Here is a 15,598-nt window from a genome sequence, read left to right on the forward strand (position 1 = left end):
CCCCCGTGGGCCGGCCGAAAGGGGCCGATTTGGTGTCCCGGCCCCTCGCGCGATCCGGGACCGGCGTTATGCCACCGGCAGGCCGACCGCCTTGCGGATGTCCTCGGAGCGAAGCGAGACGTCGGTGCCGAGGAAGTCGGCCGCGCCGCCCTCGCAGAGCCAGGCGATCGCCTGGCCAACCCATTCGGTGGGAATGTGCACCGACGGGTCGAGCTGGCTGACGGGGTTGATGCCCGAGGCCTTGATGGCGACCTGCATGTCGGTCGCCACCGTGCCGGGGCTGAGGCCCACGACCTGGATGCCGTGGTCGCGGTATTCCTTGTCGGCGCACCCGGTCAGCGACAGCACCGCCGCCTTCGTCGCGCAGTAGTGGCTCCAACCCTCGAGCGGGCTGGTGGCCGCGCCCGAGCTGATGTTGACGATCGTGCCGCCTCCCTGCGCCTGCATCACCGGAATGGCGGCGCGCAGGCCGTGGTAGACGCCCATCAGGTTGACGTCCACGGCGTCCGCCCATTTCACCGGGTCGGACTCGGCGATCCGGGCGATCGGCTCGATGACGCCGGCATTGTTGACGAGGATATCGAGGCGGCCGAACTCGTTGCGGCAGGTCTCGACGGTATCGACGACGCTGTAGTAGCGCGAGACGTCGCATGTCCAGGCGATCGCCCGGCCGCCGTTCTCGACGATGTCCTCCGCGACACCCGCGATCTCCCGGCTCGAACGGGCCGCCAGCACGACGGCGGCCCCGCGTTTCGCCAGTTCCCGTGCCGCGGCGGCGCCGATGCCGCGGCTCGCCCCGGTTACGATCGCGGCCTTTCCGGTCAATTCGCTCATGTGCGCACTCCCATGCAGAGGTTCGTGATGGATTTTCCGGCGACTACCGGGCCTCGGCCTCGCCGATGGCCTGCAGCCGTTTCCTCGCCGTCTCCGGCAGCGGCGGCGGGTGGGGCGCCCGCGCCGCCTCGACAAGCAGCCGGTCCGATGCGGTCTCGATCGCGGTTTCCAGCCGCGCCAGGAATTCCTTGCGCGGCAGGCCGGCGGGCAGCACCTCCAGGAACTCGACGAGAATCGTGCCCGGATAGCGCTGCCACTTGCGGCGCGGCCAGTAGAGGCCGGAATTGAGCGCCACCGGCAGGCAGGGAACGCCCATCTCCTGGTAGAGCAGCACGACGCCGACCTTGTAGGCGGGGTCGTCGCCGGGCGCACGGCGCGTGCCTTCGGGAAAGATCAGCACCTGGCGGCCGGACTCCGCCTGCACGCGCGCGTCGCGGCCCATGTCCTTCAGCGCCCGCGCGCCCTTGTCGCGCCTGACCGCGATCATGCCGATCCTGGTGATCCACCAGCCGAACAGAGGAATGCGGGTCAGTTCGTGCTTCAGGATGAAGGCGGGGTCGGCGAAGCAGTGCAGCAGCGCGAAGGTCTCGAACAGCGACTGATGCTTGGCGGCGACCAGCAGCGGCCCGTCGAATCGCTCCGGCGCGCCGCGGACTTCTAGCCGCGTGCCGGCGACGACGCGCAGCAGCCAGATCGAGCTTTTCGCCCAGGCGTGCATGAACGGCCGCAGGGCCCGCCGCGGCAGGACGATCAGCGGCAGGCAGACGACCATCCACAGGACGAGATTGACGTAGAAGGCCAGGTTGAAGAGGAGCGAGCGCAGGACCACGCGGTATGCCTTCGAAAGCCGCCGACCGGCGCTCAGCCGCCGGCGCCCGAGGCGTCGGCGCGCGCCGCCTCGAGCGAGGTATCGGGCCCGCCGAGCCGCAGACGCGCCATCGACATCAGGTACTTGACGTATTCGGCCAGCAGCAGCCGCGTGGTGCCGGGATTGTGCCACCAGTCCCCGATCTGCATTCGGTCGGTGACGACCGGATAGGGAATCAGCCGGGCCTCCGGCATCTCGCGGCTGATTTCGTTGAGGCTGCGCGGCAGATGGTAGCTGGAGGTGACGACGATGAGCGAGGTGAAGCCGTTGAAGCGGGCCCAGTCGCGCGCCTCCTTGGCGTTGCCGACGGTGTTCAGCGCGGCGTGGCCCAAATCGACGCAGCAATCGAACAATTGCGTCCGGCCCGGCGTCATGCTGGCGAGCGTCTCGCGCGAGGTGCTGGGATGAACGCCGGAGATGAGCAGCCGCCGGGCGCGGCCCTCGCCCAGGAGCTGGATCGCGTCGGTGATGCGGTCGGCCCCGCCGGTCAGCGCGACGATGGCGTCGGCCCGTTCGGCCGGGCGCGGCTTCTCGATCGCTCCGACATTGAGGACGAAATGGACGAAGCCGATGGTGAAGGCAATGGCGCCGCCGATCAGAAGGCCGCCCATCGCCACCGAGGCGATACGGCGCCCGCGATGGCGCCCGGGCGCGCGAACGCCGTGCGCCGGACCTGCCCGGTCGGCACCCTCCAAAGGCAGTTCGCTGCGGTCGCTGTCTACCATTCCGTCCCCGGAGGATACTAAGAAATGCGGCGTGGCCACGGCAAGGGCCGCGGCGGACCGTGATTCAAACGCCTTCCTAGTCAAAAACCTTCAGGAAATGGAAGACGGTGAGCCGCGAACTCATCGCCGTCAGGGCCGCTACGAGCAGGACGGTGAGGGCGATCCCGACGAAGGCGGCCCAGCCGATCGAGATGCCGCCGAACAGGGCGTCGAACTGATCTCCGGCCGGAGTCGCTGTGAACTGGGCCGAAATCCAGCGGACGGCGCCGAAGGCGATGGTGGCGGCGATGCCGCCGGCAAGCCCGCCGCGAAAGCCCAACCGCAGGAAATGGCGCTCGAATTCGTGGGCGATGAACGCCTCCTTGGCGCCGACCAGATGCAGGACCTCGACTATGTCGCGATTGGTGGCCATGGCGCCACGGGTGGCGAACACGACCGACAGGACGGTGGCGACCAGGACCAGGACCAGGATCGCGGCGCCGCTGACCGCCAGCGTGTTGGCCATCACCGCAAGCCGGCCCTGCCAGAGCTGGTGATCGTCGAGGCTCGCCGCCGGCACCGCGCCGGTCAGGCGCTGGCGCAGTTCGACGAAGTCCGGCGGCGCGGCGCGGTCGATCTCGACGACGATCAGGCGCGGGACCGGAAGCTCCTCCAGATCGACGCCGGCGCCGAGCCAGGGCTCCAGCAGGTCGCGCAGCTCCTGTTCCGACAGGGCCCGGGCGGACTCTATGCCGTCCGTCTCGAGGATGACGGCGAGCGCCTTGTCGATGGCGGCAAGGGTGTCGACGCCGTCGAGCGGGCGGATCTGCACCGTGATCTCTCCGGAAATGTCGGAGCGCCAGTCGGCCGCGGCGGAGGCGATGACGGTGACGGTGCCGACGGTGATGCAGGCCAAAAACGACATGATGGCGAGCACGAAGAACAGCGCCCGGCCGGAGACGCCGGAGGCAGGCACGATCGCGGCGGAGGGACCGAAGCCGTCGTAGACATCGGACCGGTCGGTCTCGTCGTTCAGATCGTCGCGTTCCGCCGGAATGGCCATGTCAGCCTGTCCGTTCCTTCTAGTCGTAAATATGCACGCGGCCTTCGTTCAGAACGAAGCGGCGCGCATCATACTGATCCATTAGGCCGATATCGTGGGTGGCGATCACCACCGTGGTGCCGAGCCGGTGCAGCTCCATGAACAGGCGCAGCAGCCGGCGGGCAAGGGTCGGGTCGACATTGCCCGTCGGTTCGTCGGCCAACAACAATTCCGGCTGGGTGATCACCGCGCGGGCGATCGCGGCGCGCTGCTTCTCGCCGCCGGACAGGACCGGCGGATGGACGTGCACCCGATGGCCGAGGCCGACCCAGTGCAGAAGCTCGACGACGTCGGTGCGGTAGGACGTCTCCTCCTTGCCGATCACGCGCAGGGGCAGTGCGACGTTCTCGTAGGTCGACAGGTGGTCGAGCAGCCGGAAATCCTGGAACACGACGCCGAGCCGGCGCCGCAGCGTCGGCAGGTCGGTGCGCGACAGGGTGGCGACGTCGTGGCCGAACAGCGACATCAGGCCGCGGGTCGGCTTCAGCGCGAGAAACAGCAGCCGCATCAGCGACGTCTTGCCTGCGCCCGACGGCCCGGTCAGGAACTGGAACGAGCCGCGCTCTATGGCGAACGACACATCGCGCAGGACCTCCGGCCCCATGCCATAGCGCAACCCGACATTCTCGAAACGGATCAATTCACGGGCTCCCGGACCGATCTCATGGCCCCGATCGGTGTTGGGGCGGTACCGGCGGCAGCCCTTGGGCTGCCGCTGGCGCGACCGGATCGACGAACCTTCGCAGACCGGCCCTTAACGCTTCATTAATCATAATCCGGCGAGGTGGATGTGCACGCCGGACGCCCGGAGCGGGCGACGTTCGCCGTGCCGCACGCGGGTTTCTATGAAAATAACCTGTCCGAACTGCAATACGAGCTACGATGTCGACGGTGCGACGTTTCCGCCCGACGGCCGCTCGGTGCGCTGCGTAAAGTGCCGGAATGTCTGGCATGCGGTCGCCTATACGTCCGAGCCGATGGTCCTGCCGCCGGAACCGGACGAGGATGCGCCGCCGCCGCCGAGCCGGGCCGACCGGGTCCAGGAGCCGCAGACCGGCGAGCGGGTGCGTGCCGAATCACAGGCCGAGCCGCTCGGCGCGCGCATTGTCGACGACGGCGGCGCCGACAGCGCTGCGGCCGCCGGTGAAACCGACCTCAACCCGATCGAGCACGCCGCCGAGGCGCGCGCGCGATTCGCGGCGAAACATGCCGGCAACCGGCCCAAAATCCGCTACCGGGGCCGCGGCGGACGTGGCCTCGACGCGTTCGTGTTCGGCTGTGTCCTGGCCGGTCTCGTCGCCGCGTTCCACTACCGCGAGGACGTGGTGCGGACACTGCCGTCCACAGCCGGTCTGTACTCCGCGATCGGATTTCCGGTAAACCTGCGCGGACTGGAGTTCGGCAACGTCGCGCAGCGGCGCGATTTCGAGGACGGAGTGCCGGTTTTGATCATCGAGGGCGAGATCCTCAACATCCGCGACCGGGCGATGCCGGTGCCCGCGCTGCGCTTCTCTCTGCGGACCGACGGCGGCGACGAGTTGTACGCCTGGACGCTGGAGCCGCGGCAACGGGTGCTCGACCCCGACGCGGCGATGACCTTCCGCACCCGGCTCGCCTCGCCGCCGCGGGGCGCGGACGATTTGCAGCTGCGCTTCATGGAGCGCGACAGACGGATTGTGGAGCTCGGCAATTGACGACGATCGAACGGGGCGGCCATCGCATCCGGGTGCTGTACTCGCCGGAGGAGATCGCCGCCCGCAACGGCGAGATCGCGCAGGAGATAGGCACCCGCGCCGGACCGCGGCCGCTGGTCATCGCCATCCTCAAGGGCAGCTTCGTCTTCGCCGCCGACCTGTTGCGCGCGCTCTATACCGCCGGCCTGTCGCCGGAAGTGGAGTTCATGAGCCTGTCGAGCTATGGCGCCGGCACCGAATCGTCGGGCCGGGTCACGGTGCTGCGCGACATCGACAGCGACGTGAAGGGCCGCACCGTCATCCTGGTCGACGACATTCTCGAATCGGGGCGCACCCTTGCCTATGCCAAGGACCTGCTCGCGGCACGCGGCGCCGATACCGTCCTGACCTGCGTCCTGCTCGACAAGCCCGGCAAGCGGGCGGCCGACATCGACCCTGATTTCGTCGGCTTTTCCTGTCCCGACCTGTTCGTCGTCGGCTACGGCATGGACGTGGCGCACGCGTTCCGGGAGCTGCCGTTCGTCGGCATCGTGGAAGGGCGCGCCGGGGATGATGGCGCCCTGGACGCTGGCGTTCCGGACGTTGGCGTCCCGGACGTTGGTGCCCCCGACGATGGCGACCAGACGAACGGCTGATAGGGAGCGGGACGGATGGAGACGATCCTTCTGGTCGACGACGACGACGGCGTGCGCACTTTCGTGCGCCGCGCCCTGGAGATCGACGGCTACGCGGTCCAGGAGGCGACGGACGGCGCCGAGGCGCTCGACCTGTTGCGGGGACCTGCGCGCGGCGCCGGTCTGGTCCTGTCCGATATCGTCATGCCGGTGATGGACGGCATTGCGCTGGCGCTCAACGTGGCGCGGGAGCGGCCGGAGGTGCCGGTGATGCTGATGACCGGCTATGCCAATCAGCGCGAACGTGCCGACGGGCTCGACGAGATCGTCCATGACGTGGTGCTGAAGCCGTTCACGCTCGCCGAGATCCGCGTCCGCGTCAGGGACGTGTTCGCAGACGACCTGGCCGACGTTCAGAACCGCTCGAGCAGCCTCTCCAGATAGTCCTTTTCCAGCCGCGGCCGGAGCGGATCCGACAGGCGGCGGCGCAGTTCCTCCAGAATCTCGCGGGCGCGCTGGGCGTCGATCTCGTCGGGAACCTTGACCGTCACGCCGTAGTCCGGACCCTCGGTGCGCAGCGGGCGGCCGAAGGGATCGGTGCGCTGGCGGCCGTTCGGCCCCGGCTGGCCCATTCCCATGCCCTGGGCCATGCCCTGCGCCAGCGCCTCGGCCATCGACTGGGCGCCGCGCCGCAGGTTGTCGAGCGCCCGGCCCTGCTGGTCCAGCGCGTCGCCGGTATCGCCGAGGCCGAGCGACTGTTCGGCCTCGCCCATCGCCTCGCCGGCCTGGCCGAGCTCGTTGCCGGGCTGGCCGCCGAGCTCCTTCAGCTTCTCCATCAGCTGGCGCAGCGCCTCGCGCAGCTCGCCCTGGCCCTGTCCGAGCTGGCCCAGCTGGTCGCCGCCCTGACCCTGCTGGCCTTCGCCCTGCTGGCCCTGACCGCGTTCGCCCTGGCCACGCTCGCCCTGACCGGGCTGCTGTCCCTGCTGGTCGAGCTGGAAGGTCTGGTCCATCAGCTCCTGCTGGCGGCGGATCAGGTCGGCGAGCTCGTCGAGCATCTCGCCCATCGGGCCGGACTGCATCTGGCCGGGCTGCATGCGGCCGTTGCGCAGGTTCTCGAGCAGGTTGCGCAGGTCGCTCAGCATCTGCCGGGCCGAATCGCGCGCGCCGGAGCGCGCCATGTTCTCGATGGCGTCGAGCAGGCGCTGCAGGTCGTTGCGGCTGAAGGTCTGGGCGTTCGGATCCATCGGCATCTGCTGGGCCTGATCCTGGTTCTCCATCGCCCGCTGGGCGAGCTCGCGCAGGAACTCGTCGAGCGCCTCGCGCAGCTCCGCCATCAGCTGCTCGATCTCCTCGTCGGAGGCGCCGTTCTCGAGCGCCTGCATCAGCCGTTCCTGGGCGGCGCGCAGGTCTTCGGCCGCCAGCGACAGGTCGCCGTCCTCGATCTGCAGCGCGACCTCCCAGAGCTGGTCGATCACGCCGCGCAGGGTCTCCTCGCTGCCGTCGCCGGCACGCAGCCGCCAGAACGCCGAACGCATGCCCAGATAGACGCCGTAGTCGCCGACATTCTTCTCCGGCTCCAGGGCCAGCGCGTCGAGGGCGCCGGCGACCATCGGCACGGCATTGCGGTCGAGCGCCAGGTTGCGGCGCTGCTCGACGATGGCGCGGGCCAGCGGCTCGTAGAAGCGGCGCTGCGGCAGGGTGATCTCGACGGGATCGCTCAGGCCCTCGTGGCCGGCGTCGTCGCGGGCGACCAGGCGAAGCCGCACCTTGGAGCCGGCCCAGGGATGGCTCGACAGCTCCTTGATGGTCTGGGCGGCGCCGGACCGGGCCCGCAACTGCGGCAGCGACAGCGGGAAGTCGGGCGGGGGAACCAGCGGGTCGGCGTCGGCGAGCCGGGGGTCGAGCGGTTCGAAGCGGGCGTCGGCGCCGACGACACCGTAATCGTCGCTGACCGTGTAGTTCAGCCGCAACGCCTGGGTGGCGGTGAAGTCGGGCGGATGGGCGAAGGCGATCGACGGCGGGCGGTCGGCGATGACCTCGAAGCGCCAGCCGAGCGCCTGATGTCCGTCGAGGCTGACGTTGACGGAGCCGTTCTCGTCCAGGGCGATCTGGTACTCCGCCGGCGCGGTGGCAGCACTTTCGACGTCCGCGGCGGGCACCGGCGCCGATTCGGCCGTGCCGAAGGCGGCGGCGACGGCGACGCCGGCATCTGCGGGCGCGCGGATGACGAGCTGCGAGCCCTGCGGCACGGAAATCGGGGCCGGCGCGGCGCCGTTCGCGCCAAGCCCTTCCTCGCGCCGCGCGCCGCTGCCGGTTAGCAGAACGGGCGGACGGCCGGTATAGCGCGGCGGCGACACCCAGGCGTCAATGCGGGCGATCTGGGCCTCGTCCGGGCCGACGGGGGCCGCGGCCGACAGCAGCCGGCCGCCCCAGTCGGGGCCCGCCCAGGCGAGCGAGACGACGAACAGCAGGACGACGATGGCGCGCAGGGCATAGGGATCGCGGGCGGCGACGCGGGGGGCGGGCATGCCCGCCGACAGCCGGCCGATGCCTGCGGCGGCGCGGGCCCGGTGGGCGGCCCACAGGCGCTCGGTGGCGGCATCGGCAGCGGCGCCGGAAGGATGGGTGCCGGCGAGCCGGTCCTCGAGCGCGGTGAGCGGGCGATGGGAGAGGCCGGTCGCGGTCTCGACGCGGTGGCGCGCCTCACCGGGGCGCGGCAGGCGCAGACGGGCCAGCGGCCAGAGCGATGCCAGGAAGGCGAGCACGAACAGGGCGAGGCCGCCGAGACGGATATAGGGCGGCAGCGAAATCCACAGGCCAAGCCAGGAGACGATGCAGTAGACGGCGATGACGGTCACCGCCGGCAACAGGGCGGGCCACAGCCGTTCGAAGGCGATCGCAGCCGCGGCGCGGCGGATCGCGCCCTGGATCAGCCTGCGTGCTGACGTCGCCTTGTCGCCGGCGTCGCTGCGCCGTTCTCGGGAGTCGGCCAACGGTTCATCCTTCCCGGTCGCGTCGCCCCGAATGGGAATATCCCGGATCCGGGATCCCTAATCTAGGGCACGATCGGCATATGGTCACGGACACTGCTGGTCGCGGACATGGGTCCGCCCGCTTTCGCGGCACAGCGTCAGCATAGTCTCAAACGGCAAGATGGCGCCAATCAGGCGTTTGTGAACCCCCGGGCGTGAGACCGGGCTATAGCCAGTCCGGCAGGCGGTCGAGGCCGATCAGGTCCTCATAGGTGCCGCGCGGCCTGACGACGACGAACCGGTCGCCGTTCACGAGCACTTCCGGCACCAGCAGGCGGGTGTTGTAGGTCGAGGCCTGGACCGCGCCGTAGGCGCCCGCCGACATGATCGCGAGCAGCGCGCCGGACCGCAGCGGCGGCAGCGCCCGGTCGTGGGCGAGATAGTCGCCGGTCTCGCAGACGGGGCCGACCACGTCGACGGCCTGCCGCACGGCGTCCGGCGCGGGTTCGGCGACCGGCACGATCTCGTGATGGGCCTCGTAGAGCGTCGGGCGGATCAGGTCGTTCATCGCCGCGTCGACGATCACGAAGGTCTTGTCGGCGCCGTGCTTCTCGTAGATCACGCTGGTGACGAGCATACCGGCGTTGCCGGCGATCAGCCGGCCCGGCTCGACGATGACGCGGCAATCGAGCTCGGCCAGGTGCCGATGGATGATCCTGCCGTAGTCGGCCGGCAGCGGCGGCGGCGTGTTGCCCGCCACATATGGAATGCCGAGACCGCCGCCGAGATCGACATGCTCGATGACGTGGCCTTCGGCGCGCAGCGTGCCGATCAGCTCCCGCAACAGGGTGAAGGCATCCTCGAACGGGCCGAGATCGGTGATCTGGCTGCCGATGTGCAGGTCGATGCCGGTGACCCGGATGCCGGGCAGCTCGGCGGCGCGGGCGTAGACGTCGACGGCGCGGGCCCAGGGGATGCCGAACTTGTTCTCCGACTTGCCGGTGGCGATCTTCCGGTGGGTCTTGGCGTCGACGTCCGGATTGATGCGCATCGAGACGCGCGCCGTCTGTCCGCGCGCGGCGGCGATCTCGGAGAGCAACTCCAGTTCCGGCTCGGATTCGATGTTGAAGCAGTAGATGTCCTCGTCGAGCGCGTGGCTGAGTTCGCGTGCCGTCTTGCCGACGCCGGAGAAGACGATGCGCTCGCCGGGAACGCCGGCGGCGCGGGCGCGGCGCAATTCGCCCTCGGAGACCACGTCCATGCCGGCGCCGAGCCGGGCCAGCGTGGCGAGCACGGCCTGGTTGGAATTGGCCTTCATGGCGTAGCAGACCATGGCCGGGACGCCGGCCAGAGACTCGGTGAAGACGCGGTAGTGCCGTTCCAGCGTCGCCGTCGAATAGCAGTAGAACGGCGTTCCGACCGCCGCCGCGATCTCTGGCACCGGCACGCCCTCGGCATGGAGGACGCCCTGCCGGTAATCGAAGTGATGCATGGGTCTGTGTCCGCAGGTACGCCGCCCGAAAGGGCCGCTACATCAGCAGGCCGTCGAGAATGAACGGCTTGTCCGGTTTCGTGCCGTCCTTGGGCGGCGCCTTCTTGATGTTCGGATCGCGTATCTCGGAGGCCTCGGTATCGGCCGGTGGCTGGAGCTGCGACGGCTTGACGCCGCAGCCGGCAAGCAGCAACACCGCCGTTGCGGCGGCACCCAGGATCGCGGCTCTCAAATAAGGCATCTGCACGCTCGAATTGTTCCCGATCGGCCGGAGGAAAAGACGCTGTCGGCGACGGGTAGCAGAATTCTTCGGGAAACGGAACAACCCGGCGGGCCGTGCCGCTTGTCGGGCCGGCTCAGTCCCGGGCCTGCGCCTCGATCGCCTCCATGTCGTCGTCCGACAGGCCGAAATGGTGGCCGATCTCGTGAACGAGCACATGGGTGACCAGATGGCCGAGGGTTTCCTCGGATTCCGCCCAGTAATCGATCAGCGGCCGGCGATAGAGCCAGATCATGTTGGGCATCTCGCCCGTATGCGGCAGGCCGCGATGGGCCAGGCCGGTGCCCTGGAACAGGCCGAGCAGGTCGTAGGCGGTCTCGAGCCCCATATCGTCGAGCACCTCGTCGTCGGGGAACTCGGCAACCTGGATGACGATGTCGCCGCACAGCTGGCGCAACGCACCCGGCAGATTGGCGAAGGCGTCGGCGGCCATGCGCTGGAAGTCGTCCAGCGTCGGCGCCTGCCGGTCCTGCCAGACCGAAAAGGGATTCGCGCGCGCCATGCCGGTGTTCTCGCTTCTTTCGACGTCCATATGCAGGCCTACAGATAGGTGACGGCAAGGTAGATGAGGAGGCCGAAAAAAGCGATCAGCGACAGGCCGCGGCCAATGCGACGGCCCCAGATCTCGGTCCAGTCGTCGGTCTCCGCGTCGGCGCCGGAGAAATGCGCCTTGGCCTTCTCGGCCTGACGCACGAAGGCCGACGTGCCGAACACCTCCGACCCGGCGGCGGCGTCCTCCAGATCCTTCAGCGCCTTCTCGCGGCGCGCATCCTCGCGGTCGTGACGATCACCGGTCATGCGGCGACGCTACGGTGTCGGCGCCGGGGCGGCAAGCCCACGGCTACCAGCCGAAATTCGGCAGCAGGTTGCCGAGGCGCTCGACGAGGCCGGGCTTCTGAGGCGCCGGTGCCGCCGGCGCGATCACCATCGGGTGGCCCGCGCTGCGTCCGACCTCGACCGGCGGGACGATGTCGGCGACCTTGCTGAACTCGGTGGTCGCGGTGACAGGCGCGGTTTGCGGCGCGGACTGGGGGGCAGCCTGCGCGAGCAGCGGCAATTGCTCGACGACGACCGGGGCCGGCGTCGCCGGGCTCGCCGTGGCGCTGACCCGAGCCGCGCGGTTCGTTTCAAGGGCCGTGGCCTCGAGGTCCTCGATCCGGCGGGTCAGCTCGGCGATGCGGGCCTCGAGCGCGGCGCGCTGGTCACGGGTGACCGTGCACGACCATGCGTCCGCTTCCATGCGGCAGAGCTCGAAGGCGCCGGTCTCGGTGTCGAGCCGGACGACCTTGTCGTTGACTTCCATGAGCTGATAGCGCCCGCCGTCGGCGAGGTCGTGCATCGGTTCGGCGCGCACGCCGACCGGGACGATGGCCGTCAGGGCGAAGGCAAGGAGAAGTGCGGCAGCGCGCATCGCGTCGGTCTCCGGTCACGAGAAAACGATGCCGGCCGCAATGAAAGCGAATCGAAGCGAAAATGTGGACAGATCGGGGTCAATTCGCCGCCAAATGTGTCGGCGCGACGGGTTTGACACGGGATGTTACAAATTTGTCGCGTCACCGTCGCCGTTTCACCGCGCTGCGGTGTCTCGGCTCGGTTGGCCCTCGGCAATGCGCGCCGATGGTGGGGGCAGTGTTGCCCGCGGAGCCGCGAGTTATCGCTGCGCGGCTCCGCGGGCGTATCGCATATAGACCTCAGACCGCCTTCGGCCACGCGCGCACGTCGACGAAATGGCCGGCGATCGCCGCGGCGGCCGCCATTTCCGGCGAAACCAGGTGGGTGCGGCCCTTGAACCCCTGGCGGCCCTCGAAGTTGCGGTTCGAGGTCGAGGCGCAGCGCTCTTCCGGGGCCAACTTGTCGGCGTTCATCGCCAGGCACATGGAGCAGCCCGGCTCGCGCCAGTCAAAGCCGGCGGCCCTGAAGATTTTGTCGAGGCCCTCGGATTCCGCCTGTTCCTTAACGAGGCCGGAGCCCGGCACGACCATGCCGTTCACGTCGGGATGGATCGTGTGGCCCTCGATAATCTTCGCCGCCGCCCGCAGGTCCTCGATGCGCGAGTTGGTGCAGGAGCCGATGAAGACGCGCTGGGGGCGGATGTCGGTGATCTTCGTGCCCGGCGTCAGACCCATATAGGCGAGCGCCCGGCGCTTGGCCTCGCGGCGGTGCTCGTCGGCGATCTCCTCGGGATCGGGCACGGCGCCGGTGACCGAGATCACGTCCTCCGGGCTGGTGCCCCAGGTGACGATCGGCGGCAGCGCGTTGCCGTCGAGGCGGACGATGCGGTCGAACTCGGCGCCCTCGTCGCTCGGCAGCGTGTCCCAGTAGGCGCGCGCCATGTCCCAGGCCTGGCCCTTCGGGGCCATCGGCCGGCCCTCGATATAGGCGTAGGTCTTCTCGTCGGGGGCGATCATGCCGGCGCGCGCGCCGCCCTCGATCGACATGTTGCACACCGTCATGCGGCCCTCGACCGACATGTCGCGGAACACGTCGCCGGCATATTCGATGACGTGGCCGGTGCCGCCGGCGGTGCCGATCTCGCCGATGATGGCGAGGATCACGTCCTTCGGCGTGACGCCGTCCGGCAGCGTGCCGTCGACCTGCACCTTCATGTTGTGCGCCTTGCGCTGCATCAGCGTCTGGGTGGCGAGCACGTGCTCGACCTCCGAGGTGCCGATACCGTGGGCGAGCGCGCCGAAGGCACCGTGCGTCGAGGTGTGGGAATCGCCGCAGACGATGGTGGTGCCGGGCAGGGTGAAGCCCTGCTCGGGGCCGATCACGTGGACGATGCCCTGGCGGATATCGTTCTCGTCGAAATAGGTGACACCGAACTGGCTGGCGTTCTTGGCCAGGGTCTCGACCTGCAGCGCCGATTCCGGATCGTCGATGCCGTGGCTCCGGTCGGTGGTCGGCACGTTGTGGTCGACCACGGCCAGCGTCTTCTGCGGCGCGCGCACCTGGCGGGCGTTCAGGCGCAGGCCCTCGAAGGCCTGCGGGCTCGTCACCTCGTGAACCAGGTGGCGGTCGATATAGAGCAGGCAGGTGCCGTCTTCCTGCTCGTCGACCAGATGGTCGTCCCAGATCTTGTCGTAGAGGGTTCTCGGCTTGGACATGGTTTTCTCGTTCCGTCGCAAATCAGGGGTGCCCGCAGGTTGACGAGCAGGCGTTGGATACGGCCGGGGAGCGGCCGTGAAACCCGGTTCAGAGGATGCTGTCGGCGGCGCGCAGCAGCGCGTGGAAACGCCACGGCAGCAACGCATGGTCGTGCAGCGGCGCCGCGCCCGGACAGCCGGGCACGAGGCCGCGAGACCCGCGGCCACGGATGGCCCGGCCGGGGACGCTCGGTCTCCGCAAGTGCGTTTCAGTCGCGCGCATGGCCGGAAGATACTGTCGATAGGGGCAAACGGCAATGATTTGCGTCGTCAAACGGTCCTGGTCGCGCCAAGCGAAAACGCCAGCGGCGGACCGGCGCTTTCTTCGGGCAAGCGGAACAGCCGGTCCGCGCCCTGCCGCATCATCGGCACGGCGGCCCAGGGCACGGCGTCGTGCTCGTGCAGGAAGTCGAGCCGCAGCCCGGCATCGACCAGCGCCGTGACGATGGCGGAGATCGGATGGATCCACTCGTAGCTGCGCGGGGTCTTCAGCGCCGTGCCGTCGCCGGCATAGGTTTCGGCGTCGTCGAAGGCCAGCGGCCGGTCGACCGGCGTCTTCCAGTCCCAGGCGAGGACCAGCCTGCCGCCGACCTCCTCGAACTGGGAGAGGAACGGGTGGCCCTCGGCCAGGTACAGCCGTCCGCCGGGCCTGAGCAGGCTTGCGACCACGTTTGCCCAGCGGCGGATATCGGGCAACCAGATGATCGTGCCCCAGGAGACGTAGACCAGGTCGAAATCGCCCGTCAGCAGCGCGCGGGCCTCGTAGACGTCCCCTTCCACGAAATCCGCCGGAATTCCGGTCTCGGCGGCAAGCTTGCGGGCCGCGGCGATGGCCGCCGGCGAGAAGTCTAGGCCCGTCACCGCGCCGCCGCGCCGGGCGAGGCTCAGCGTGTCGAGGCCGAAATGGCACTGCAGATGGGCGATCCGCCGGCCGCCGACGTCGCCGATCTCGGCGACCTCGATCGGCATCAGCGTATCGGCGCCCGCGCGGAAGGCCTCAATCGGATAGATCGCACCGGCGTCGCGCAGGTGGATGCCGACGCGCTCGTCCCAGTTCCTGCGGTTGGCCTCGGTGTACGGATCGCTCATGGCGCGGGCCTGTCGTCTGCGAAAGGGGGCTCAAAACGAAACGGGCGACCCGAAGGCCGCCCGATCAAAACGTCGCGCCAGGAGAAGGGGCTCAGCCCTTCTTTTCGTCCTCGGCGGCGTCCGCGGCCGGCGCCTCGTCGACCTTGACCTCGTCAGCGGTCGCCTCGGCGATCATCGCGCGGGCCTGGCCGATCCAGTCCTCGCGCTCGATGCGCCCCTTGAAATCCAGCACGTCGTCGACCTTGGCGATGTCGTCGTCGGAGAAGTTGGCGATCTGGTCGAACTTGGTGATGCCGAGCTTGTGCAGCTTCTCGACCAGCACCTCGCCGACGCCGTTGATCTTGGTCAGGTCGTCGGGGGCGCCCTTCGGCTTCGTGAACAGCGCGGTCAGCTCGGCCGGCTTGGCCTGGGTCTTGCTGCCCCGGGCGCCGGCGCGGGTGTCGACGCGCTCGGGAATGCGGGCAGACTTGCCGCGGCGCTCGCGCAGGTAATACAGCTTGGCGCGACGTACCTTGCCGCGCCGCTTCACCTCGATCGACTCGATGTTCGGCGAGTGGACCGGGAAGACGCGCTCGACGCCCTCGCCGTAGGAGATCTTGCGGACGGTGAAGCTCTCGTTGATGCCCTGGCCGCCGCGGGCGATGCAGACGCCCTCGTAGGCCTGCACGCGGGTGCGCTCGCCCTCGACGATGCGCACGTTCACGCGCAGCGTGTCGCCGGGCTGGAATTCCGGTACCTCGCGGGCGGTTGCGAGCGCGGCGGCATGCTCTTTTTCGAGTTCCTGCAGGATATTCATCGGATTA

17 protein-coding genes are annotated in these 15,598 nt (G+C 69.2%); 3 read left to right on the forward strand and 14 right to left on the reverse strand.

Features of this window, described 5'->3' with window-relative positions; translation table 11 throughout:
* Positions 1–66: 66 nt before the first annotated feature.
* The 5 genes from ACSF9G_RS19365 to ftsE all read right to left on the reverse strand — a co-directional run bounded on the left by ACSF9G_RS19365 (position 67) and on the right by ftsE (position 4,148).
* Positions 67–834, reverse strand: a complete 768-nt coding sequence (locus ACSF9G_RS19365; protein ID WP_436643766.1) for an SDR family oxidoreductase — start codon at positions 832–834, stop codon at positions 67–69.
* A 43-nt stretch (positions 835–877) separates the two neighbouring features.
* On the reverse strand, positions 878–1,663 hold the full coding sequence (locus ACSF9G_RS19370; RefSeq protein ID WP_436643767.1) for a lysophospholipid acyltransferase family protein: 786 nt from the start codon (positions 1,661–1,663) through the stop codon (positions 878–880).
* A 32-nt stretch (positions 1,664–1,695) separates the two neighbouring features.
* Positions 1,696–2,427: a YdcF family protein gene (locus tag ACSF9G_RS19375; RefSeq protein ID WP_436643768.1), complete on the reverse strand. Its 732-nt coding sequence runs from the start codon at positions 2,425–2,427 to the stop codon at positions 1,696–1,698.
* 76 nt (positions 2,428–2,503) lie between these two features.
* A complete protein-coding gene (locus ACSF9G_RS19380) occupies positions 2,504–3,469 on the reverse strand; it encodes a cell division protein FtsX (RefSeq protein ID WP_436643769.1) in 966 nt (321 codons plus the stop codon).
* Positions 3,470–3,488: 19 nt separating this feature from the next.
* Positions 3,489–4,148: a cell division ATP-binding protein FtsE gene (gene ftsE, locus ACSF9G_RS19385; protein WP_436643770.1), complete on the reverse strand. Its 660-nt coding sequence runs from the start codon at positions 4,146–4,148 to the stop codon at positions 3,489–3,491.
* Between the two features lie 205 nt (positions 4,149–4,353).
* Here ftsE and ACSF9G_RS19390 point away from each other — a divergent pair, with 205 nt between their 5' ends.
* From ACSF9G_RS19390 to ACSF9G_RS19400, 3 genes are read left to right on the forward strand one after another with little or no spacing between them, the layout of a single operon-like run.
* Positions 4,354–5,202 (forward strand): zinc-ribbon domain-containing protein, encoded by an 849-nt coding sequence (locus tag ACSF9G_RS19390; protein WP_436643771.1) that lies wholly within the window; start codon positions 4,354–4,356, stop codon positions 5,200–5,202.
* A complete protein-coding gene (hpt, locus tag ACSF9G_RS19395) occupies positions 5,199–5,837 on the forward strand; it encodes a hypoxanthine phosphoribosyltransferase (RefSeq protein WP_436643772.1) in 639 nt (212 codons plus the stop codon). The genes ACSF9G_RS19390 and hpt overlap by 4 nt, the downstream gene beginning before the upstream one ends.
* A gap of 15 nt (positions 5,838–5,852) precedes the next feature.
* Entirely contained in the window at positions 5,853–6,260 is a 408-nt protein-coding gene (locus ACSF9G_RS19400; protein ID WP_436643773.1) for a response regulator, read from the forward strand.
* Here ACSF9G_RS19400 and ACSF9G_RS19405 read toward each other — a convergent pair.
* The 9 genes from ACSF9G_RS19405 to rplS form a co-directional block, all read right to left on the reverse strand.
* Entirely contained in the window at positions 6,230–8,809 is a 2,580-nt protein-coding gene (locus tag ACSF9G_RS19405; RefSeq protein WP_436643774.1) for a TIGR02302 family protein, read from the reverse strand. The genes ACSF9G_RS19400 and ACSF9G_RS19405 overlap by 31 nt on opposite strands.
* A gap of 205 nt (positions 8,810–9,014) precedes the next feature.
* Positions 9,015–10,280, reverse strand: a complete 1,266-nt coding sequence (gene lysA, locus ACSF9G_RS19410; RefSeq protein WP_436643775.1) for a diaminopimelate decarboxylase — start codon at positions 10,278–10,280, stop codon at positions 9,015–9,017.
* Positions 10,281–10,317: 37 nt separating this feature from the next.
* Positions 10,318–10,521: a hypothetical protein gene (locus ACSF9G_RS19415; protein WP_436643776.1), complete on the reverse strand. Its 204-nt coding sequence runs from the start codon at positions 10,519–10,521 to the stop codon at positions 10,318–10,320.
* Between the two features lie 115 nt (positions 10,522–10,636).
* On the reverse strand, positions 10,637–11,062 hold the full coding sequence (locus ACSF9G_RS19420; RefSeq protein WP_436644041.1) for a metallopeptidase family protein: 426 nt from the start codon (positions 11,060–11,062) through the stop codon (positions 10,637–10,639).
* A gap of 38 nt (positions 11,063–11,100) precedes the next feature.
* The gene (locus ACSF9G_RS19425) at positions 11,101–11,358 is read right to left on the reverse strand and encodes a hypothetical protein (protein ID WP_436643777.1); all 258 of its coding nucleotides are present in this window, start codon (positions 11,356–11,358) and stop codon (positions 11,101–11,103) included.
* A gap of 43 nt (positions 11,359–11,401) precedes the next feature.
* On the reverse strand, positions 11,402–11,971 hold the full coding sequence (locus ACSF9G_RS19430; RefSeq protein WP_436643778.1) for a hypothetical protein: 570 nt from the start codon (positions 11,969–11,971) through the stop codon (positions 11,402–11,404).
* 280 nt (positions 11,972–12,251) lie between these two features.
* A complete protein-coding gene (gene leuC, locus ACSF9G_RS19435) occupies positions 12,252–13,667 on the reverse strand; it encodes a 3-isopropylmalate dehydratase large subunit (protein WP_436643779.1) in 1,416 nt (471 codons plus the stop codon).
* 309 nt (positions 13,668–13,976) lie between these two features.
* The gene (locus ACSF9G_RS19440; protein ID WP_436643780.1) at positions 13,977–14,795 is read right to left on the reverse strand and encodes a class I SAM-dependent methyltransferase; all 819 of its coding nucleotides are present in this window, start codon (positions 14,793–14,795) and stop codon (positions 13,977–13,979) included.
* A gap of 91 nt (positions 14,796–14,886) precedes the next feature.
* Entirely contained in the window at positions 14,887–15,591 is a 705-nt protein-coding gene (gene rplS, locus ACSF9G_RS19445) for a 50S ribosomal protein L19 (RefSeq protein ID WP_436643781.1), read from the reverse strand.
* Between the last annotated feature and the right edge of the window lie 7 nt (positions 15,592–15,598).

Origin of the sequence: Microbaculum mangrovi, assembly GCF_051390635.1 — a bacterium.
Classification (GTDB): domain Bacteria; phylum Pseudomonadota; class Alphaproteobacteria; order Rhizobiales; family Tepidamorphaceae; genus Microbaculum.